Source organism: Umezawaea sp. NPDC059074 (assembly GCF_042738955.1).
GTDB lineage: Bacteria > Actinomycetota > Actinomycetes > Mycobacteriales > Pseudonocardiaceae > Umezawaea.
Genome location: NZ_JBHYHC010000002.1, coordinates 152,331 through 176,501 on the forward strand (window position 1 = coordinate 152,331; position 24,171 = coordinate 176,501).

The window sequence follows — 24,171 nt, forward strand, 5'->3', positions numbered from 1 at the left end:
CCGAGGGCAGCAGGCGGTTCGACGGCCGGCTCGCTCCCGCACCCGAGCAGGACGCCCAGTTCCCCGGCTCCGAGCGCTCGGTGGCGCACGACTTCACCGACGGCACCGCCGACCTCGCGGACGTCGACCGGCTCACCGCGCAGGCGGAGCAGATCGCCGACGCGGTCGTGGCCCGCCACCGCGCCGGGCTGCCCATGCCCGTCGTCGTGGTCGAGGGCGGCGGCCAGGAGTTGGGCCGCGACCGCCGGGCCACCACGGCCGCGCTGCTCGCGCTGGCCGTCGACGACAAGCTCTAACTCGTCCAGGCCGACCGCGACCCGAGCGAGCGCGTCGGCCGCGGCCAGGTCGACCTGATCATCACCACGTCGAACGCCCCGACGGCCACCGACCAGGTCATCGTCACCGTCGACGGCACGCGCGTCGCCCCCGCCCCGGAGGTCCAGGCCCCGGTCGAGCGGCCCCGGCGCCTCCGGTTCGCCGACGAGGTCGGCGGCGCACTGGTCGAGGACGCCCCGCGGGAGCCGAGGACGCCCGCGCCGCGCCTGGTCGTCGAGTTCGATGACGACGGGCAGTTCGTCGACACGCCCGCCGTGAACCGGTTCTTCGCGCACCTCGTGGCCTCGCCCGCCACCACCGTCCTGGTCCACGGCGGCGGCGAGCAGGACGCCGACCGCAGGCAGACGGTCGCCGCCGCGGTGGCCACGGCGATGGCGACGGGCGCCCCCACCCGGCCCGCGCTGACGATCGACACCGCGCCGGGCGACGGCCCGATCACCGTGTCGATCGCCCCGCCGCCTCGCCCCGCCACCGAGGTCGAGGACACCGCCTTCGCGCTGGAGGTCACCGACGCCGGGGACTCGGCGGTCGCGGAGCGGGTCGTCCAAGCGCTGGCGACCGCCCCGGAGGACGTGCGCGTGGTGGTCCTCGGCGGGGACGCCGAGTCGCGCGGGACCGTGGCGGCCGCGATCGACGAGGCCCACGCCCGCACCAGGACCCCGCTGACGCCCGCGCTGGCCGTGACCGAGGTCGTCGCCGCGGGACCGTTGACCGTCCTGCTCGTGCCCTCGCGGGACCTGGCCAACCTGGACGCCGCCTCGCAGGCGCTGGTCGTCGGGCAGCGGAACGGCGACGTCCGGCCGGACGTGGACGCGCGGCGGGACGGGTTCCCCGCCTCGGCCGACACGGCGCTGCTGGACTACGCGACCGCGTACGCCGACCTCCGGGCGGCGCGCGGGCTCGCGCACGACGCCGTGGCCGTGGTCGTCGAGGGCGAGGGCGACCGCCCCGCCACCGTGCTGCCGGTCGAGGCGGACCCCGACCGCGTCCTCGACCTCGCCACCGCCGTGGAGAACTTCACCCAGGCGGACCGCGACCTGCGCGCGTGGGGCTTCGCGCCGACGGACCCGACGTTGGTCGACGTGACGTCCGCGGCCCCCGTCGCCTACGCGCCGGTGGCGGACGAGGACGCGCTGGTCGACGGCCCGGTCACCGTGCGGCGGGACACCGAGCACGCGGCCCCGCCGCTCGACGGCCGTCGGGAGGGCTTCCCCGGTTCACCGGACGCGGCGCTGGCGAACTACCTCGCGGCGCACGTCGCCCTGCTGACGTCGCGCGGGCTCCCGTCCGACGGCGTGACCCTGGTGATCGGGACCGACGGCGACACGACCAGGCCCGCGGTCGTGCTGACCGCGGAGCAGGCGACCGGCGAACCCGGCGACCCGGCCCGCGCGCTCGCGGACTTCCGCCGCGCGGACCACGAGTTGGGCCTGTGGGGCTTCGCCCGCGAGGCCGACGCCGGCCGTCGCAGCGCCCCGGCCGTCGCGATGCCGTCCCTCACCGGCACCGGGTCCCAGATCGCGACCGCCCCGGCGGCGCGGCCCGCGCACTGGCCCGCGAACATCACCGACCAGGCCGGGTGGCGGACCGCGATGGCCGACGCGGCTCACGGGCGTGCGCCCCGCTACACCGACGAGGCTCGGGCCGAGCAGATCCTCGCCGTCTACCACGGCCAACGGGACGTCCCCGAGAGCGGGCTGAACGAGGCCGACCGCCTGTACGCGGGCATGACCACGCTGGTGGCGAACCAGCTCGCCGCCGACCGCGGGTCGGAGCGCAACGCGACCCAGTTGGCGATCTACCTGCGGGCGGCGTTCGGCGACTTCAACACCACCACCGATCCCGACCTGGCCGGGCCGACGGAGGACGTCCACGAGAGCTGGACCCCGGCCGTCGGCACCGAGTACTACGCCACCGGGCAGGTCCGCACGCGGACGATCCGGGACTCGCTCGGCCGGACCGTCGGCGTCAGCTACCTCCAGGACGCGCAGGAGCAGCACCGGACGCAGACGTTCGGCCGCGCCACCGAGACCGGGCACTCGGTGCTCACGCTCGCTCCGGACACCCAAGGGCTGCCGATCGAGGCCACGCTGGAGATCCGGACGCCGTACGCGGACAGCGCGCGCGACGGCGAGTCGTTCCTGGTCGACACGCACGGCACCCACGGCGGCCAGTTCGCCGAGCTGTCCGTCGACCGCGGGTCGGGACCGGACCGGGTGGTGAAGCACGACGTCGACGGGGTGGTGCTGGCCAGGCAGGTCATGGCGTCGCGCGAGTTCGACGAGGCGGTCCGGCGCGGCGACCTGCGCTCGATCGACCTGCTCATCTGCGACGTGGCCGAGGACCGGGTGCAGGGTGTCGCCGTCGAGTTCTACGAGGAGGTCCGCCGGGAGTTCCCGGACATCGTGGTCAACGCGCCGACCCGGTCCATCGAGCTGCACGTCGTCGACGGCAAGCGCGTGCCGCACCTCGTCGAGGGCGGGTACTGGGTCACGCTGGGGGCCGAGTCGTCGGGCACCGCGCCCACCGTGGACGACGTGCTGGACCAGCTGCCCGGCTGGCGGAGCAAGAACGAGGACCTCCGCGCGCACTACGCGCACGAGCTGCCGCTGTTCGCCGCCGTCGACCAGGCGGCCGACCTGCACGACGCGCTGGTCGCCGGGGTGCGCGCCTCCGGCACGCTCGACCTGCTCGCGCTGGGGCACCTGGCCGGTCCTGCCGGCCCGCAGGCGAACCTGGTGTGGGCCGCGGCGCTCGAACACCTCCGGCGGACCCCCGGCCTGCCGCCGTTGACGACGATCGTCGGCGGCCACTTCGACACGACCCGCAACCGGATCGTGAAGCTGACCCTGCCGCCCGCCGTGGACGAGGCGCTGACCCGCACCGGGGCCTTCCGCCTGTCCGAGGCGGGCGTGATGACCGCGCCCGTCGAGTGGGCCGTCACCGAGTCCGACGAGGACATGGAGGACGACGACTCGGACCAGGAGATGGGCACGGAGTCCGAGCGGGACTCCGACATGGAGACCGACGAGGACCACGACTCCGACGCGATGGTGGACGCCGACGTCCGGTTCTCCTCCGACGGCACGATGCCGGACATCGACGACGGCCACCGCATCACGGCCACCGTCCGCGACAGCAGGCCCGCGTTCTGGCCCGAGGACATCACCGACACGAGCGCGTGGCTGGCGCTGGCCGACTCGGTCGACTCCCAGGACGTCGAGGACCTGATCGACCGGGCCGAGGAGATCGTCGAGGTCTACCACGGCCGGATCGCGCTGGACCTGGACAACCCGACCGACAACATGCTCGTCTACGCCAAGATCGTCGACCTCGTCGCGCTCCAGCTCTCCCTGGACGACGACGCGGACCAGCCGGAGCGCAACGCCGTCCAGCTCGCGATCTACCTGCGCGGCGCCTTCGGGTTCCTGAACGCGAACCCGGACGTCACGGCCCCGCCGATCTACCCGACGCCCGCGCAGACCGTGTGGCCGAGCGTCGACTCGCGCGGCGACCTGCACTACTTCGCGCGCGGCCAGTTCCGGTCGCAGCGGCTGGAGGACAGCACGGGTCGCGCGATCGGCGTCGGCTTCCTCCACGAGGACGCGGGCGCGGCCCAGGCGCTCACGAGGTACGCGGCCAGCGCGAGCGGTGCTTCCGTGGGGCTGAGCCTGCGGCCCAACGCGGTCGGCCTCACGAACAACGACCTCCTGACCGTCCACGCGCCGCAGATCAGGGAGAACCAGCCGGGCGAGACGTTCACGCTCGGCACCCACGGGGTCGGCCACGGCTCGGTCGCCCAGATGTCGGTCGGCCCGGACGCCGCGCCGACCACGTGGAGCGCGGTGGGCGTCCGCGGCGGTGTGCTGGCCAGGGCGATGATGGAGACGGCCGAGTTCCGGGAGGTGGCGGCGCTCGGCACCCTCAAGGTGATCAACCTCGTCATCTGCGACGTGGCCGACGACCGCGTGTCCGGCGTGGCCGCCGAGTTCTACAACGAGATGCGCAGGCACTACCCGGACATCCAGGTCAACTCGTCCACCCGGCCGATGTCCGCGCCCACGCTCGGCGGCACGCGGATGCCGCTGGTGTTCGGCGGCGGCCTGATGATCACCTTCGGCGGCGCGTCGCCGGGGGAGACCCCGACGCTCCCGGAGGTGCTGGGGCAGCACCAGACCTGGCGGGCCAAGAACGCCGACGTGCGCGCGCACTACGCGGGCGAACTGCCCCTGTTCGCCGTGGTCGACCGCGTCGCGGCGATGTACGACGCGCTGCTGCCCGACCTGCGCGACCACGGCGTGCTGAACCTGCTGCACGTGCGACACCTGCTCGGGCCAGGGGCCGACCTCGATCTCGTGTGGCGGGCCACGTTCGTCGCCCTGTTCCGGACCCCCGGCCTGAAGGCGCTGGCGGGCGTCGTGCCCGGCCGGGTCGACCAGACCACGGGTGTCTACGCCGCCGTGCCGGTGCCCGCGGGCGCGGCGGCCCTGCTGCGGACGGGCGCTCCGACGCAGGCGCAGGGCGGGTTCGTCATGGCGCCCGCGCGGTGGGCCACCACCGCCGCTCCGGGAACGGGGCAAGCGCCGATCACCCAGCAGCCCGTGGTCGTGCTGGTGCCGCCGCCCGCGCAGCCGACCGGCGGGAACCCCCCGGCGTTCGGCGACCTGAGCCCGGTCGTGGCGCACTTCCACGGCGGCGGCCCGGCGCTCGACGCGGCGATGGTGCTGCCGTCGACCGAGCGGTCCGAGCTGCTGGTGGGCGACGCGGACCCGGACGTCGACGACGTCTTCCTGACCGTCGTGGTCGACGGCCCCGAGTTCGACGGCCCGACCGCGGCCGAGCCGGACGACGGGCTGGTGCTGCTGCGCGACGAGACCAAGTCGCCGGACGTCGCAGGCAGGCCCGCGGGGCTGCCCACCACCGCGCAGCAGGCGTGGACGGACTACAAGGCGGCCTACCTCGACCTGCGCGAGGCGGGCGCCGACGTCGACCGGGCGCGCGAGGCGTTCCGCGCGGCGGACGCCGAGGTCCGGCTGTGGGGGATCGACCCCGCCGACCCGGCCGACGTCGAGGCGGCGCTGGACGCGGGTGTCGTGTTCGGCGGCGACGGGCCGTCGGTGACGGCCGCGCTCGCCAACCCGCTCAACGTCGCCCACTCCGACGACAGCGAGTCGGTCGACTCCTACTGGCCGCACCTCGTGGTCACCAACCCAGACGGCGACGTGGAGACCGTGCGGGTCCCCGACTTCGTGCCGCAACCGGTGACCGTGCCCCAGCACGTGCGGGACAGCCGGGCTCTCGGGCTGGTGAAGGCGACCACGGAGGACAAGATCGGCGAGCAGGTCGCCGGGCTCGTCACCACCGGGCTGGGTGGCCAGGAGGTCGACGGGCTGGAGGCCATCAAGACGATGGTCGACGCCGACGGCGAGTTCGAGTCGTTCCTGCCCGGCCGCGAGTTCCAGGTCCGCGTGGGCAAGAAGTGGTACGCGGCGACGGTCCGCGCCGAGCTGCTGGTGCCCGAGACCCCGATGACCAGGGACGGGGTGAGCCCGAAGCACAAGGTCGACCTCAGCGGGCTGGACCCGAAGGGCGTGTCGGCGTCGTCGACGCTGGCCACCGGCGGCGACCTGAGCGCGACCGCCCAGTTCACGTCGGGCGTCGGCCCGCTCGCCACGGTGAGCGTGCGGACGCCGCTGGGCGCGCCCGCGGTGTCGCAGTCGGCGTCGACGGGCACGCAGACGTTCCGCGGCCTGTTCCCCGGCGAGACGGCGGTGCAGACCGACGTGCCCGTGCGCTGGTCGGTGGAGCTGGTCGACGCGCAGGACGACGCCGTGGAGTCCGTCGACACCAAGGACGGCTGGGTCGCCGTCACCCCCGAAGCGCTGGCGCTGGACCACACCGTCACGCTGCACGTGCCGCAGAAGGAGAACACGCTCCCCGAGGGCACCTACACGCAGTGGCACCACATCGGCGAGGACGTCAGCCCGCGGCTGATCACGCTGATGGGCGAGCTGGTCACCCACGTCGAGGACAAGTTCGACGACATCGCCCGCGGCCTGCACCCCTCGGCCACGAAGCTCGGCGCTCCGGGCCGCACGACGCTCAAGAACTTCCTCAGCGCGGTGAACATCGCCAAGGAGTTCCCGAGCATGGTCGACAACTGGGTGTCCTCGCCGGACGTCGTCAGCCCGCACGGCAGCCACGGCGGCGCGGTGCAGATGAAGGCCGTGATCCGCGAGGCCAAGCTGCTCGACGACTTCGCCGACACGACGATCGCGCTGCACGACGCGTCGACCAGGGGCGTCACCACGTCGCCGACGTCCAAGAAGGGCATCGGCGGGTCCGTCGGCCTCGGTGGCGGCGCGACCACGCTGGCCGTCGGCGGCGCGGCGCTGGCCGTGGCCAGCGTGAACGTGACGGCCAGCGAGTCGACCCCCGCGGGCGCGTCGGGCAAGCACGAGATCGGCACGGACGTGAAGGGCCGCACCGGCGCCTACCAGGTCACGGCGACCGTGCACGTGCGCACGCCCGACGGCGAGGTCGTGGCGGTCCAGGTCGAGGGCGTCGTCCGGCTCCAGCTCGCCGAGGCGCGCAAGCTCGGGTTCGCCGTGCCCGCCGACTTCGACGGCGAGGAGGTCACCCCGCCCGCCGACGGCAAGACCCGCTACCTGCCGCCGTACCTGGGCGAGGAACTGGCCAGCGGCAACGCGAAGTTCGGCCGGTTCGACGGCATGGCGCAGGTCAAGGCGCAGATCGAGACCGCGCTCAAGAGCATCAGCGGGTTCGAGAAGTTCCTGCCGACGTGGACGAGGCGGTCGACCGGCAAGCGGCGGCCCGGCGACGACTACGCCGAGTTCGCCGAGATGATGACCAACCAGCGGATGCTCGACACGAGCCTCTCGCCCGCCGCGGTGAAGTCCCAGGGCGACAGCCTGTTCGGCAAGGTCGGCATCCCGATGGTGTTCAAGCGCCGCGGGTGGTTCACCAACGACTACGTGCGGGTCACCGTCCGCGCGAAGCTGCCGACGTCGAAGTACGACGGCGAGGTCGCCGACCGCGTGGTCCGCACCTCCGACACCCGCGAGGCGAAGATCTCGGCGAGCAGCACGCGCGAGGTCGGCTACTCCGTGGGCGCGGACGCCCGGTTGATCATCCCGACCACGCCGGACCAGTCGTCGCTCACGGTCGTGCCGAACACGTCGATCCGGTACAACCACACGGTCGCGGACACGAACTCCTTCGGCCCCGCCTCGGTCAACTTCATGGTCAACGCGGGCAGCTCGGTCAACCACCGGTTCAGCGGCGAGGTCGAGTACGAGGTCCTCGTCGAGACCTACTCGCGGCCCAAGGCGTGGGTGCGCCGGATGACGCCGGGCCTGCCGGGGCAGCACACGCCGAAGGTCACCACGGTCGCCAAGACCAAGCCGAAGACCCCGACGCCCGCCGCGGACACCACGGCCGCGGACACCACCGGCACGGTCCCGGCCGCCGCCGTCACCCCGGACACCACCGCGACGGCCCCCGCCGACGCCGTCACCCCGGTCGACGCCGTCACGCCGGACACCGCGAGCGAGGCCACCACGCTCGTCGACCCCGGCTACCTGGAGCTGGACCAGGTCAAGGGCGACGTCGAGCTGTACCTGCCGGACAGCTCGGTGTTCACCGAGGACCCGACCGAGTTCGTGCCGGGCAAGCCGGGCGAGCCGACCCGGATCCCGACGCAGCCGTCGATCACGCAGCTCGTCCTGCGGCCGAAGATCGTGCCGGACGGGCAGAGGGCCGTCACCGAGTGGCTGCACGTCGAGGCCTTCACCGGCGCGGCCGACCTGGAGCAGGCCGCGCTGGCGGCGTTGGAGAAGGCCGCGGGCGACGACGGCGTGCTGACGCTGCCGGGCTCGCCGTCGCGGCGCGCGGCCGACCTGATGTACGCGCCCGAGCAGCTCAAGTCGAACCTGAACCACGCGGTCAACAGCGGGTTGCAGGAGAACGGGCTCAAGTACAACCGCAGGCTCGAGGACCGCTTCGGCGCGCTGGGCACGAAGATCACCCTGCTCAACCCGAAGCTGGTGTCCATCTCGGACATCACGGCGATGGAGTACTCGTCGGTCGGCGGCTACAAGGCGGGGTCGTCGAAGTCCAAGAGCACCGGCTGGGACTTCAGCTGGGGCGCGGTGCTGATCGCGTCACCAGCGACCGGCGTCAGCAAGCCGACCATCGGGCGCGGCGGCGCGGCGCTGTCGAACAAGTTCCTGTCGTGGCGCAAGACGTTCGCGAAGGTCCGCGAGATGACCGGGCTGGGCGAGCGCAAGCGCAACATCCCCGGCACCGGCCGGACCGTGCTGATCCAGGTGGACGCGGACGTCGACATCGTGGCCGAGAGCCGCGTCGGCAGCATCCTGCACAGCCGCGCGCAGGGCCGCGAGGCCGTCAACGTGCTGCTGCCCGGCGCGGTGTTCCTGCGGGTGAGCGAGGACCAGGCCCGTGAACTCGGCCTGCTGCCCGAGGCCCAGACGCGGGAGTGGACCGAGGACGGCACGCTCGCGCCGCCGTCGACCCTGCGCGAGAACGAGCCCAGCTCGCTCGGCTTCGGCGTGTACGAGAAGCTGCCGGACCTCACCCCGCTCGTCGACCGGCTGCGGGCGAAGCTCGGCCCCGAGGGCGAGAGGATCATCCCGGCGTCGGTGCTCGACGACGCGATGAACAACCTCCAGCGCCTCGCGGACCTGGCCGACCGCGAGACCGTGCGCGCGCTGATGGACAGCTCGTCCGACGGCGGCACGCCGCTGGTCGCGCACAACCCCAGGTTCATCGGCCGCGACTCGTACCCGGTGCTGCTCAAGTCCAAGACGGGCAAGCCGGTGTTCCGCGACGTCGTCAACGACGGCGTCAAGATGAACAACATCCTGGTGGACTTCCGCCGCGACGCCGAGACGAGGACGAAGTCCCGGTCGTGGAGCGCGTCGATCCGAGCGCTGTTCGGCGTGGCCCCGCACTCCACCCGGCCGGACTTCAACGGCAACGTGACCGGCGGCCTCGCGGGCGGCGCGTCCCAGTCGCGGTCGCAGTCCAACACCGAGGGCTACACCGCGCTCGACGTGCACGTGATCGAGGCGGACGGGCCCGCCGCCCGGTACACGGTGCCGACCGAGTTCGAGCTGGAGGTCACCCTCCCCGACGGCCGCAAGGTGTCGGTGTCGCTCGACGAGGACCTGACGGTCCGGGTGCTGGCCGACGACCAGTCGTCGACGCCGACGGAAGCCCCGAAGGACGGGCCGAAGTTCCGGCTGCCCGCCGCCGAGGCCGACCCGGACCGGATGAGGGCGTGGAAGGCCGGTGGCGTCGCGCTCCCGAGCACCGTGCACCCGCAGACCGCGATCGGCGCCAAGGACCTGCGCGAGGCCGGGCTGGCGGCGTTGAAGGCGGCGGGCCTGAGCGACGACGCGCTCGGCGCGACCAAGGGCCTGACGAACACCGTGCTGTCCGGGCTGGGCGCGGAGAACGTGCGCACCAACCTGATCGAGACCACCGGCGACGGCATGGGGCTGCCGGAGCTGCACGAGACGGCGCTGCTGTCCGGCAAGCACGCCACGCTGTCCGTGCACTCCCGCCTGGTCCGGCCGAGGCTCACCGGGCTCAGCGACGACGTGAACTCGACCAACCCGAAGTCGATGATCGGCGGCATCGGCACCGAGTTCAGCGCGGGCGAGGGCGTGGACACCGCGTTCGGCGTCACCGGCGAGATGGGCAGCAGCACCCCCAAGGACAAGCTGGTCCGCGACCCCGGCGCGTCGATCGCGGCCCAGGGCAGCACCGCGCTCGGGCAGTCCGACGGGATCGGCGGCGACGGCGGCTCGGCGCGCCTGGAGGGCACCGGCGACAGCGGCCGCTCCGGCCTGGTCACCTACGACGTCGAGTACCGCGTGGTCGCCGAGGTCGACGGCCGGACCGCCGTGTTCGAGGTCGTGAAGACCGCGTCCGGGCAGATCCGCGTCAGCGAGGTCCAGCTCACCGGCGCGCTCGACGGCCGCGAGGTCACCGCGCCGGTGAACGAGGCGCAGGCCGCGGTCAAGGACGCGAGCAAGGCGTGGCGCGAGCGCGAGGTCGAGGTCGAGACGGCCCAGCGCGCCTTCGACGACCGGGTGAACGCCGACGCGGGCGCCCGCAAGGCACTGGACGACGCCCTCAACGCCGCGAACCGGGACCTGGACCGGGCACTGGACCGCGGGCAGGTCGTGCTGGCCGAACTGGACGCCGCCGAGGACGACCAGCGCCTCCGGAACGCCGCGTACGACGAGGCCGAGGGGCGCGTCGACCTCGAGTTCACCGGCCTGATGACCGACCTGGACGACCCCCTCTCGCAGGCGCGGATGGACGAGCTGGCACGGGAGTTGGCCGCGATCCGCGCGGCGCGGGCGGCGCTGGTCGCGCGGGTCGCCGCCGTCCAGACGCGGATGGCCGACGCCGACGCGGCCATCGACACCGCCCGCGCGGCCGTCGCCACGGCCACCGCGGACCTCGCCCCCTTCCAGGACCCGCGCGACGCCCTCGCCGCGACGCTCACGGACGCTCGTGCCCAGGCCGACGCCGCGCGCACGACGTGGTGGAACGCGAAGCTGGAGCTGGAGCGGCGGATCGCGGAGTTCAACGACAGCGCCCCGGACCCGCGCACGCCGCGCGAGCCCGACCTCGACGTCGTGCTCCACGGGTCCGACACCGACTCGCTGCACGTCCCGCTGGACACCCGCAACCGGCGCGGTCCGACGCCGCTGGGCGTGCGCGGACCGGGTGGCGTGCAACTCGACGCAGGCGCGGTGGACGAGGTCCGGCGCGGCCACGACCGGGTGCTCGCCGAGCTGGGCGCGGTGGACGAGCGGGACGCGCTGGTGACCGAGGCCGAGGACATCGTCGACCAGGCGCTGCCGCGGCCGACCCGTGACGACTCCTTCGCCGACGTCGCCTACCGGGACCTGCTGGCCGTGATCACGGACAACGTGGCGCTGCGCCTGCACCAGGACCGGCAGGGCCCGGTGTCGTCGACGACGGCCGCCGACTACGCCGTGGCCACCGCGCGCGGGCTGCTGGGGCTCGGCGCGGACACCTCGGTGACGCCCGCCGTCGAAACCCCGCTCGACGTGGAGCCGACGCCCGAGCCCGCCCAGGCCACCGACTACCGGGACGCCCTCGCGGAACTCCTGGGCGACACGCCGAACCTGGTGGCCGCCGACCTGGACGCCCGGATCGCGTCCCTCGTGGCGCTCGCCGACGGCGGGCACCTGGACGAGCACCTCCGGGAGGTGCTGGGGGCCGCGGACACCCAGGCGTCCCTCACGGCGATCTCCAGGTCGCTCGGCCTGCTCTCCCGCGGCGACCAGGCGACCGTCGTCGCGCTGGTCAACGACGTGCTGCTGTCCGCGACGCTGGTGCCGACCAGGACGGGCCCGGCGAACCAGGGCGTGCGCGACGAGCAGCACATCCGCACGATGACCCCGGCCGCGGCGGCGGACTTCCTCGCGCACGTGGCGACCGAGGTGGCGGCCGGGCGGGTCCCGCGGTCGTTGACGGGCCTGGACTACCAGCCGAACGCGGCCCTGCCCCGTCGTCTGGCGTCCCTCAAGCTCGCCGAGCTGACCCCGGACGCGCGCGCCGCGCTGCTCGGCAACGAGACGTACCGCTCGCTGCTCGCCCACCCGGCGGCGCTGACCGAGGCGCTGTTCTCCTCCGTCGGGCACGACCGGCAGTTCTTCACCACGACGTGCGTGCCCACCGCGATGAACACCGCCGTCGTCGACCGCGCGCCGACCATGATGGCCGCGTTGATGATCGGCCGCGGCGTCGTGGCGGACCTGGACGAGCGGCTCGCGGCGTTCGCGAACCCGGACACGACGGGGTCGCGGTGGCGGCCGAGCCGCGCCGACCGGCTGACCAGGACCGTGGCCCGGCGGACGGCGAAGGCGAAGCGGCTGTTCGACGCGATCGAGGCCGAGATCGCCGACCTGGCCGTCGCGCCCGCCGACCAGCAGACCAGGGAGCGCTGGGAGCAGGCCGGGCGCAAGTGGCGCGAGGACTGGAACCGCCAGCTCCAGAAGCTCGCCGCCGTGGCGCTGCTGGACGAGAACTCCGTGCCGCGCCTGCACGTCCGCCCGAAGACCTACTCGGGGTCGTCCCCGGCGATGGCCAGGATCGTCACGGGCCTGAACTCGGCGTTCACCGGCGCGTCCGCGAGCCGCCCCGGCGTCGAGCCCGCCCGCGGCCTGTACGAGGAGACGAAGCGCTACGCGGTGCAGCTCGGCGCCCACCTCGCCGACCAGCCCGGCAGGCCCACCGCCGAGGACCTCGCCGACACCGCCCGCTACGAGCGGGTGGCCCGCCGCGTCACCGACAACGTCGACCTCGGCCTGCTGTGGGCCGAACTCCGCACCACCGGCTGGGCGGACGTCGCCATGGACGGCCAGGGCGGCGTCAGCCACCGCGCCGTCATCTCCGCCGCGAAGGACGGCCAGCAACGCCTGATCCGCATCGCCGACCCCGGCCGCTCCGGCGTCCGCTTCCTCAGCCTCGACGACTTCCGCACCTACGCCGCCCAAGTCGACCTGGCGATCCACCCGACGTTCCTCCAGTCGCTCTCACCGGCCCCCGCCGACCCGGCCGCCCCCGCACACCGCGAGGCAGGCGCCCCCGCGACCGGTAGCCCGAGCCCGGTCGGCGGTCCGGCCCCGGTCGACGACGCCTCGGCCGCGCGCGACCTGGCGGCCGCCGTCGCCGACCCCGGCGAGCGGCACGGCGAGGCGCTGCGCCTGGCCCGAGAGGTGGTCGACGCCGCCCTCACGTCCATCGCGACCGACGGCGTGCTGGACCTCGTGGACCTGGCCGAGCAGGTGCGCGACCACGGTTCTCCCGACGTGCTGCTGGCCGCCGCGGTCCTCGCCGTGGCCGACGCCGGGGTTCGTACACCGGTGCGGATCGTCGACCGGCGTCGGCGCGACGACGGCACGTGGGTGTCCGTCGCGCTCCCCGACCACGTCCGCTCGCGGTTCACGGTGCTGAGCAAGGCCGACTGGGACGACGAGACGGGGCTGTCCTCCCGCCCGGTCGCGCTGGTCCCGGCGGGCGGCGACCGGCCGAGGCGCGCGCCGTCGGCCGACGTCGACGTGGAGCCGCGGATCGTCGACCTCCAGCCGGGTGCGGACCTGCTCGACGACTCCGCCGTCCGGCAGGTGGCGGAACTGGTCGTCGAACGGGTGTCGGACGGCTCGCCCGCGCCGGTCGTGCGGATCGCGGTGCTCGGCGACCGCGACGGCCTGGCCGCCGACGCGGAAGCGGCGCGGCTGGACCTCGTCGCGCGCTTGGACGCCGAGCTGGGGCTGCTGGACGGTGGTCTCGGGATCGACGCCGACTCCGTCGTCACCGCGCCCGAGCCCCTCGGCGGCGGTGTGGACTCGCAGGTCGTCGTCCTCGTCGAGTACCCGGACGGCGGCGAGGGCGGTCCGGACGACTCCGACCCCGAGCCCCCGCCCCCGCCGGTCGTGGACGGCGACGTCGACGCGGGCCCGACCGGGGAGGTGCGGACGCCGTCCGGCTCCCTCGTGCCGTCCGAGCGGATCGCGCAGCTGCGCGACACCTTCAAGTGGGAACGGCTCATGCTCGACGAGCAGTCGTCGGAGGACCGGGCCCGCGCCCTCGCCGACGCCGCGGACGTCGTCGCCGACTTCGTGGAGCTGCCGAAGTTCGACGAGACCGCCTACACGCCCGCGGACCGGAACTACCAGGCGCTCTACGGCCTGGTGGTCCGCTCGGTCGCGGCCAGGTCCCTCGCGCTGCTGCGGGGTGGCGAGGTGGACGTCGACGCGAAGGTCGACGCGCTCGTCGACGGCATCGCGCGGGCGCTGGGCGCCCGGTTGACCTCCGGGGTCATGCCGCGCGGCGGGATGTTCCGCGGCAGGTCCAACAGCGTCGCGCCCGCGCCGAGGCAGAGGCTCAGGTCGAACAGCGTCGCGCCCGCCCCCGCTCCCACGACGCGGCAGCGGACCACCAGCATCCAGGGAGGCCAGCCACCGCCGCCGCGACCCGTCGGCCCGGTCGAGGTCGTCTTCGAGTCCGGGATCACGCGGCTGCGCAAGCAGCCCACCGACCTCGCCCGCGTGCAGGGCGCCGCGAGGGACGTCGCCGCGGCGGCCATCCGCGCGGGCCGCGACGGCCGGGCGCTCCCGCAGGTCACCTTCACCGGGTACTTCGTGTCCGACCAGAGCGGGTCCTACGCCACCGACGCGATGCGCGACCGGTTCCGGGACGTGCGCCGGGTCTTCCTCAACGAGCTGATCGCCGCGCTCGGCGACCGGTCGCGCCACGGCATCTCGGTCGACGACATCGTCCTCCGCGACCACGTCGGACGTCCCGGCGGCGACTTCCGCCGCTCGGTGCGCATCGACGTCCAGGAGAGCCCGGCCGTCGCGGCGCAGCCGACCGACGTCCTGCGCCCGTGGAGCACCGAGGCCTGGAACCGGGCCCAGATCGTGTTCTCCGAGCGGTCGGCGGAGTACGAGCGCAAGCTCGCCCAGGTGCTGGCCGCCCTGCCCGAGGTCAACGCGGAGCTGGGCCGGATCGCCAAGGTCATCTGGGACACCACGCCCACGGCGCTGCGGGCGAAGCTCGGCGGCGGCGACCGCTTCGAGAGCGGCTGGTTCCCCGGCACCGAGCGGGCCGTCTGGAAGGTCGTCAAGGACGGCAACGTGCGCGAGCGCGTCTACCTGTTCTACCGGCGCAACGAGCTGTGGAAGGAACTCGGCAACCACTCGGACTTCGTGCCCGAGATCAACGACATCTACGCCGAGCGGCGGTTCGACAAGACGTACAACTCGTTCTTCAAGGTGCTCGAGAACGAGGCGATGTCGCCGCGGCTGAAGAACGCGAAGCTCCGCGAGCTGGACTCGTTCGCCGACGAGCGCGACCGCATGTCGGCGATCTTCCCGCCGCTGAGCCGGGGCGAGCGGGAGACCATGGGCATGGGCGACGGCACGGTCGCCTGGAAGCTGCCGCGCGTCTACAAGCCCCTGACCATGGCGGGCACCCTCCAGGCGCGCGGCCAGCAGTCCGGCGCGATCGTGTGGACGGGGCCGTCGTCGTCCGCGCACTTCACGGTCCAGATCCTGGAGCAGATCGCCGCCAAGGCCGGGGTGGACTTCGACTTCGGGCTGGTGCGGCTGGCGCTGCTGTCGGCCTACATCCAGGGCGGCCACCACACCTACCACGAGGTGATGCGCGGGATCTCGTTGGCGCGCAAGGAACTCGCCTACTACGACAACTGGGGCCGGTACCGGAACCTGGCGCCGCTGTCGGAGGACTTCCTGCGCCGCAACGTCGCCGTCGGCGGCAAGTTCCCCGACGAGTACGCGACCGAGGTGCTGGACTGGGACCAGCTGCGGGCGGGTGCCGCGCGGCCGGGGACCGCCCGGCTGGCCGGTGTCGACCAGTACGGCGGCGAGCACCTGTTCACCCCGGAGCAGGTCCGGCTGGCCGCGCTGTCGGGCGCGGACAACCTGGTGCTCGGCGTGTCCGTCGGCAACCGGGCCGCGGTGGACAGCGCGGTCGCGTGGGCCGCGTCCGAGGGAGCGCACCGCACGGTCCGGATCCGCCGCGACGCGACGCCGCAGCGGCCGGGGCTCTGGGCGGACGTCCCGTCGCCGTGGACGTACAGCTCGGTCAAGGAGACCCGCCCGTTCGTCGTCGACCTGCGCACCTTCGACGGCAACCTGTGGATCGACACGCCGCGCGGCACCGTGCGGGTCAAGGTCTCGTTCGACACCTTCGCGCGGGCCGTGCTGGGCTCCCCGACGTTCCGCCGGGCGCTGGCCGACCCGAAGGCGCCGCTGGGCTCGATCGTCCTGCTCGTCGACCCGGTCAACGCGGGCAACGGCCCGAACAGCTTCGCGGTGGCCATCGGCCACGTCGCGCTGCGCCAGGGCTACGACCTGACGGTGTACGTGCCGACCTCCGGCGTGGCGCTGTCGAGCCCCCAGTCCCCGCTGGGGGTGCTGCCGCCCGCCGCGGTGCTGTCCGACAACGGGGTGTGGACGACCGCGGGCCGCCGCAGCGACCTCAACGTCGTGGTGACCGAGCTGACCACCCCCGGCGTGGTGACCGTTCCCGAGCACCTGCGCACGGTGATCCCGGCCGTCAGCCACGTGGCGACCACGCTGGCGAACGGCGTCAACACCTCGCGCGGCAACCTCAACCTCACGTCCATCCACTTCAGCCCCAACGAGACCCAGCGGATGGTGAACTTCGCCTGGACCGCGGCTCTCGACTACCTGGCGCGCAACACCGCCGCGCTCAGCGCCGTCCACTGGATGACCGACATGGTCCGCACGACCACGGGGGAGTGGCGCGTCGTCCACCTCCCGGAGGCCGCGCGGGTGCGGATCGTGGTGGACGGCAAGGGCACCTGGGGTCGCGAGCGCTCCGGCAAGGTCATCTCGGTGACGCGCCCGGCGCACCTGCTCGCGCCGGGTCTCGACGAGACGACGCAGGTCGACTTCGCGAACTTCCACGCCCCGGTGGTTGACGCCGAGTTCCGGCGCAGGCTGGTGTTCGGCGACGAGGTGCGCGCCTCGCGGGAACTGGACCAGCTCGCGCGCTGGCTGCTGGAGGCGGCGGTCGAACTCGGCGCGGACGGCTACAGCCCGCCGCTGTCCTCGATCGTCGGCTACGCGCACGGCACGCAGTTCGGCCCGATCACCCGCACGGGCGTGGCCGCGGGCGAGCGGCACGCGAACGAGGTCCGCGACCACCTGCGCGGGCTGCTGCGGAGCGAGGCCGCCCTGTTCGGGCTGGACGACGAGATGCCGTCGGTCGACGTCCTGGAGATCATGCCGACGTCGGGGCTGACCGGCGCGCACCTGCACGACCGCTACGCCAGGGAGCGGGCGACCGTCACGACGGAGGTCGTCGGCGAGCCGCCGCGCGGGTACGCGCCCGCCGGGTCGTACCCGGTCGTCGGCCAGAAGATCGCGCGGCAGTGGGACCACAAGTTCACCCTGGCCAGGTCCGCCGTCGACGCGATGCCCACGCGCGACCGCGACCGCGTCCTGCGGCTGGCGGGCGACATCATGGTGTCCCGCCACCAGTCGCCGCCGCTGACGCGGACTGGGCTCACGCCGAACGCGGCCGCGTACCGCAAGCTCTACGACCAGATGCGGTACGTCGTGGCGGACCGGCTGCGACACGCGGCCGAGCTGGGGCAGAACGAGCAGTGGGGTCGCACGCAGGCCGAGGCGGTGTCCGAGGAGCTGCGCGGAGCCTTCGGCACCAAGCGGACGCGGGGCGGCTTCGGCGGCGGGTTCGGCGGGTCCGTGGACGGCCCGGCCCGGCCCACCGGGCACCCCGACGACGAGTTCTCGTCGCCGGGCGCGGGCCCGTCCGGCACGTCGCACGACGACGCCACCGTCGACGAGGACGTCACCTACGACTTCCCCGACGGCACCGTCGACCTGGCGATCCACCCGACGTTCCTCCAGACCCCGTCGGCCGTCCCCGCCGACCCGCTCGCCCCCGCGCACCGCGAGGCGGGCACGCCCGCGACCGGCACGACCACCGACACCTCGAGCCCGGTCGACGTGCCGTCCGCGGACGGCGGCGACAGGCTCTCCGACCCGGCGGACTTGGCGCGCGCTGTCGCCGAGCAGGCCCACGAGGCTGGCACGGCGGCGCTGGAGACCCCGTCCAAGGAGCTGTCGGACGTCTCGCCCGCCCCGGCGCCCGCCACCGAGCAGACCCGGCCGTCCCCCCAGCCGACCGGCAACGCCGTGGCCGATCTGCCCGCGGCGCGGCCCATCCCGGTTGTCCCCACGTCCCCCGTGCTCCTCGCCGCGGCCGAGCACCGACTCCGTGCCGCCCGCACCGAGTACGCCGCGGCCCGGCGGAACCTCGTCGCCGTGCGCGCCGAACTGGAGGCCGAGACCCGTGCCGTCGCACGGGCGAGGGCCGCCGGTCCGGGCCTGCCGCCGCCGGTGCCCACCGAGGCCGACCGCGTCGCCGCGCTGAAGCGCCGGACCGACCTCGGCGGCGCGCTGCTGGCCACCGAGTACACGGCCTGGGTGAAGCGCGCCGCGGTGGTGGCGGCCTCGCGGGAGCTGGCCGGTCACACCCGCGTGCCCGTGCCCACCGTCCCACCGGTGTCGGCGGACCACGCGTGGATCAGCAGCAAGGAGCAGACCGCGGCGTGGTTCGAGCCGTCGAACCCGGTCGGCGAGGCCGACATCCGCGCCGCCCGCGCCACCGCGCCGGTGTCCGTCGTCGAAGGCCGGTTCGTGGAGGTCTACCGCGAGGTCTTCAGCGAACGTCCGCAAGACCCGACCGACGAGCAACGCGCGCGGGGCGGCCTGGGCTACTTCCACAGCACCATCGGCTACGACCGGCGCCGGTTCACCGTCGACGGCACGCCGGTGCAGGACTACACCGTGCGCCTGCACCTCGCCGTGCCGCCGGGCAGTTCGGCGCGTCGGATCGCGCAGCTCAAGCGCACCGTGCTGCGCGGCGTGAACGAGCACTACAACAAGGGCCTCCGGCTGCCGTCCGGTGACCAGTTCCACGTGACGGTCCAGTTCGTCGCCACCGAGGACGAGGCGCACCACAGCATCGAGGTCGTGGACACCGCCGACCGGTTCCGCTCCAACTCCGCGCAGTGGTGGGTGCACGCCACCACGTCCGTGTTCGCCCACGAGATCGGCCACCTGCTCGGGCTGTCGGACGAGTACCTCGACCAGCTGTCGTCGTTGCGCCACCGGGGCGGCCAGTCGCGGGTGCACGACGACAAGGGCCTGATGACCGCGGGTTACGCCGAGCCGGACGCGGGTCTCAAGCCGCGCAACCTCTACGTGGTCGAGCGGACCGCCGACGCCCTCGGCACGATCGCCGACCCCGCGTCCTCGGGCTACCGCCACGCCGATCCCGGCCCGCTGGAGACCGGCGATCCCGACATCGACGTCGAGGACGTGCCCGGCGACGACGTCGTGATCCCCGCGGGCAACGCGCTGGGCCTGATCGACGGCCCGAACGACGGCCTCGGCTTCGACCCGGTCGAAGACGGCGAACTGGAGGTCGTGCGGCTCAAGGCGGGCACCAGCGGCATCGACCTGGCCGACGCGGACGACGCGGACCTGTCGGACCTCGACGACCTCGGCCTCGCGGGCTTCGGCCCGACCGACGGGACCTCGGGTCCGGGCCTGACCGGCTTCGGGCCGCGGGGACCGGGCGCGACGATCGACCTGCCGGACGTCGACGGTGACGACGAGGTGTCGGGCCTGGGCTTGACGGGTTTCGGGCCCGCGATCGGGCTGGGGCTGACGATCGACCTGCCCGACGTGGACGGCGACGACGAGGTGTCCGGGCTCGGGCTGACGGGCTTCCCGCCCATGACCCGGTCGCGCGCGACCGTCGACCTGCCCGGTGGCGACGAGGACGACACCCCCGGCGACGGGTTCGGGCTGCTCGGGTTCGGGCAGTCGGGCGGTCCGGGCTTCGGCTACCAGGGGACTGGTCTCGGGCTGGACTTCGGCGACCCGGAGTTCGGCGTGCTCCCGGTCGAGCCGCCCCCGCTCGGGCTCGGGATCGACCTCGGCGTCGACCTGCCGCCGGTGGGCAGCGGTTTCGTCTCGTTCTCGCAGATGCCGTCGAGCCAGTCGCGGATCGCCGTGCCGGTCAGCCTCGACACCGTCCTGAGGGTGATGGCCACCCCGTCCGCGCACTCCGCCGCCCGTGCCCGCGTCGACGCGGGCACGGCCACCCTCGCCGACCACGTGGCGGTGTTCGCGCGCCACTACGCGCACGCGATGGTGCGGGACGAGAAGCTCGACCTCACCGAGGCCGCCGCGGGCATCGCCCGCACCGCCGACCCCGACCTGGTGTGGACGGCGGCGCTCACCTATCTCAGCTCCCAGCCCTCGGTGCTGAACTCCGTCACCCAGGTCGTCGACAGGTACCGCGACGACACCGGATGGCTGTCGCTGCCCGACGCGGCACGGGACCGGTTCGTCGTGATCGGCAAGGGCGTCTGGCAGCGCGACGGCCGGGTCGACCGGCCCGCGCGGCTGCTGCCGCCCGGCCGCTCCCGCCCGTGGGTGGCCATGGGCGCGGGCTTCCAGCCGCCGCCGGTCGAGGTGTCGTTCGCAGGCGGCCGGATGGAGTTGGACGGCAGCGGTCGCAACTGGCGCCTGGAGGCGTTGACGACGTGGCTGGCGCAGGTCGCGCTCGAACTGGACGCCGACCTCGCGCCCCTGCCCGTGCTCACGTTCATCGGCGTCGACCAGAACGGCCACGTCGGCGCGCAGCACGCGCAGGTGGCGCGCCAGCAGGTCGTCGACCTGCTCCAGCAGAAGCTGGACCAGCTCTCGCCGCAGGTGCGGGTCGACGCCCGGCGGATCGTGCCGGTCCGGGCCGCGTCCGGCGCCGTCGACCCGCTCGCCGCGCCGAAGGTCGTCGTGGCCACGCACGTCGACTTCGGCCCCGAGCCGCCGCGCGCCGGGGCTCGTCCGCAGGACGTCGTGTTCGAGGGCGTCGACGCTCACGGCGAGACCCGCTACTTCAGCGCGGGCCAGGTCACGCAGAACGCGCTGCGCGACGCCTCCAACGCGGTCGTGGGCATCTCGTTCTCCACCATGGCGCACCCGTCGCCGCTGACCAGAGGGGTGCCGCGCAACACCGACCGGCGCACCACCCTGGTGCCCGATCGGCTCGTCCCCGGTCGCAGGCCCACCGTCACGCCCGGTGGCTCGGTGACCACGCCGATGCCGTGGGACACCACCGGCCGGATCTTCCACGTGGACGCGCACGGCGAGCCGGGCGGCGTCGCCGTCACGGTCCGGATCGGCGACAGCGACACGCAGCTCATGGTCACCGGTGACGTGCTGGCCGCGCTGGTGCTCGCCTCGGCCGAGTTCCGCGCGTTCGGCCCCGCCGACCCGGACGCCTTCGCCCTCTACATCTGCGACGCCGGGACGGACGCCGACGACGTCGTGGGCGCCGACTTCCGGAGGCTCGTCGAGGACGCCGGGGTCGACGCCCCGGTGCACGCCCCCAGCGGCGTGATCGCCGTCAACCCGAGGAGGCGGCCCGACGGGGGGTTCGACCACCTCGCCACCCTGGTCGACGGCGGTGGCACGTGGGTGACCTTCGGCGGATGGGCGGACTCCGCCGATCTCGACCTGGACGGGGTCGTGGCCGCGGCGACCGACTGGGCGACCAAGACCCCCGAGGTGCGGGCGCGGTACGCGACCGCGACCCCGCTGTTCTCCGCCGCCGATCGCGCCCTGCGCGCCCACGACGTCCTGGAGAGCGGGCTGCTCCGGCACGGGGTGCTCGACCTCGACGCCGCGCGGGCGATCACGGCCGGGGGCCACCGCCAGGAGTTGGTCCTGGCCGCCGCGCTGGCCGTGCTGCGGTCCGGCCCGAACGCGGGCCTGGTCCCCGTGACGGGTGCGGGCCGGACGGTCGTCTGGAACGAGCCGGGCGTCCCCGCGGCGATCCCGTTCGGTTCCGGCCGGTCGCGGATCCCCTCGGAGGGCTCCGCGCGGGACCTGCTGCGGCAGCAGGCCCGCGAGATCGCCAACGCCACCATCCGCGCCGCCGCGGCGGGCCTGCCCGCGCCCGCGATCACCGTCACCGGTCACTACGTCGACGGCGAGTTGGGCGACGTGGCGCGGAGCCGCACGGCCGAGGTGATCACCGAACTGCGCGACGCGGTGGACGTGGCGCTCGCCCTGCGCGGCGCGTCGCACCTGCGCTCGCCGGACCAGGAGATCACGCTCGACTACAACTGGCCCGCGCAGGACGACCCGCGGAGCGCGAACCGGGTGCTCGTCGAGTACGCGGAGTCCGTTCCGCAGGCCCCGGCCCGCCCGGTGACCGCGGACGACGTCGCCGCCGCGGTGGCGACCATGGCCGACCCGGACGCGCTCGACGCCGCCCGATCGCGCGTCGCGGCGAACGAGGGCACCCCGACGGACCTGGTGGCCGTGGAGGCCACCCGGCACCTCCCGACGCTCTGGCAGGGCGCCGTGCTCGACCTGGTGGCGGCCCGGTCGGGGATCGAGTCGGGCCCGCACCCCGCGCTCGTGTGGACGGCCGCGCTCACGCACCTGGCGTCCCGCCAGGACGCGGTGGGCGCGATCACGACCGTTCGCGACCGGTACCGCGACGGCGGGGCCTGGGTGCCGGTCGTGCTGCCGGACCTGGCGCGCGACCGGTTCACCGTGACCGGCAAGGGCTTCTGGCACACCTACGGCCAGGTGTCGCGCCCGATCGGTCTCGTGGCACCGGGGGAGAGCGCTCCTCGCGTGCTCACCAGCGGGTTCGTCGCGCCGCCCACCGAGGTCGAGTTCGCCGACAAGCGGACCGGCATCGACGGCGCGTCCTCGACGTGGGAGTTCGACGCGCTCGCGACCTGGCTCGCGGAAGCCGCCGTCGAGCTGGACGGCGACGGTGTGCGCCCGCCGCGGGTGGAGTTCGCGGGCGAGGGCCACGGCAACAGGTACGTGGGCGGGGACCGGTCCGCCGTGGCGAGCGGCACCCGCCGGGCCGAGGCGGCACGGGTCCACGTGCGCGACCAGGTCACGGCGGCGTTGAACCGGATCGAGGCGCCTTCTCGCGCGGGCGGCGTGGACGTCGACCAGGTCGTGCCCGCCACCGGTGTCGCGGGTGTGCGCAACCGCGCGCGGAACGACGCCAACACGGTCACGGCGACCACCAGCCTGCCCGTCGCCGGGTCGCCGACGCCGAGCACCGCCGCGCAGCCGATGTCGGGTCGGGACCGCGGGGGCGCGATCCGCTACTTCACCCCCGGCCAGGTGCGGGTCAGCACCCTGACCGACGCGTCGGGCGAGGCCGTCGGCGTCACGTTCGGCACCGCCGCGGCGCCGACGATCATGCTCGCCGGGTTCCCGGTCAACGACGACCGGCAGGCGTCGCTGATCGAGGAGCGGATCGACCCGGCCAAGGTGGTCGTGCCCGAAGCCGGGCACCGGCTGACCATGCCGTTCCCGTGGGCGGGCAGCCGCAAGACGTTCTTCGTCGACACCCACGGCAGGCCGGGCACGGTCACCGTCACGGTCGACGACGGCGGCACCAGCACCGAGCTGTCGGTGGACGGCGGCACGCTCGCCCGGCTCGTGCTGGGCTCCGAGGCGTTCCAGCGGCACGGGACCGCGCTGCTGGACTCGTTCGCGCTCTACATCTGCTACGCGGGGGACGTCAGCGGCCAGTCGTCCGTGGCGACCGACTTCTGGGACGCCGTCCAGGCCGCCGGGATCGCGGTCCCGGTGGACGCGCCGACCAGGAAGCTCGTCGCGGACATCGACATCACCGACCCCGCGGGCCCGAAGCACGTGGCCACCCTGGTCGACGGCGGCGGGACGTGGGTGTCGGTCGGCCGCGCGCCCGCCGAGGACCAGCTCACCGTCACCGACGTGCTGGAGCAGCTCTCGGACTGGGACACCAAGGACCAGGCGCTGCGCGACGCCTTCGCGCAGCGGGTCGCGCTCTACTCGGTCGTGGACCGCGTGGCGTTCATCCGGGACGTGCTGGAGAACGACCTGCGCGTGCACGGCGTGCTCGACCTGGCCAAGGTGAACCGGCTCGCCGGGATCGGTCCGAGGGTCGACCTGGTGTGGCTGACCGTCATCGCGCTGGTCAGCTCCGGTCCGCACAGCCACCTGCTGCACGGTGTGGTGCTGTCCCCCGAGCTGTCGCACCACGCCTACATCGGCTGGGAGCAGACCGGCGCGGCGCTGCCGCCGGGCCAGGACGGGCAGGCCGTCGTGCCCGTCCGGTGGGTGACCAGCGGCCAGC

General features: G+C 74.2%; 3 protein-coding genes (2 of these 3 running past the window's edge). 2 read left to right on the plus strand and 1 reads right to left on the minus strand.

The features are described from left to right. Positions 1-296: the end of a hypothetical protein gene (locus ACFWW9_RS01660; protein WP_390370441.1), read on the plus strand. The gene continues 41,302 nt to the left of window position 1, outside the view; 296 of the gene's 41,598 nt are visible here — the last part of the coding sequence; its start codon lies beyond the left edge, outside the window; its stop codon occupies positions 294-296. Here the strand turns inward: ACFWW9_RS01660 and ACFWW9_RS01665 are convergent. Next, the gene (locus tag ACFWW9_RS01665) at positions 293-631 is read right to left on the minus strand and encodes a hypothetical protein (RefSeq protein ID WP_390370442.1); all 339 of its coding nucleotides are present in this window, start codon (positions 629-631) and stop codon (positions 293-295) included. The two genes, ACFWW9_RS01660 and ACFWW9_RS01665, sit on opposite strands and share 4 nt — an antisense overlap. On the opposite strand from ACFWW9_RS01665, the gene ACFWW9_RS01670 reads away from it, so the two are divergent. Further along, a protein-coding gene (locus tag ACFWW9_RS01670) for a hypothetical protein (protein WP_390370443.1) crosses the window boundary here: on the plus strand, positions 591-24,171 show its 5' portion. It continues 15,656 nt past the right edge of the window; the window shows 23,581 of its 39,237 coding nt (coding positions 1-23,581); it begins with the start codon at positions 591-593; the stop codon falls past the right edge of the window. The genes ACFWW9_RS01665 and ACFWW9_RS01670 overlap by 41 nt on opposite strands.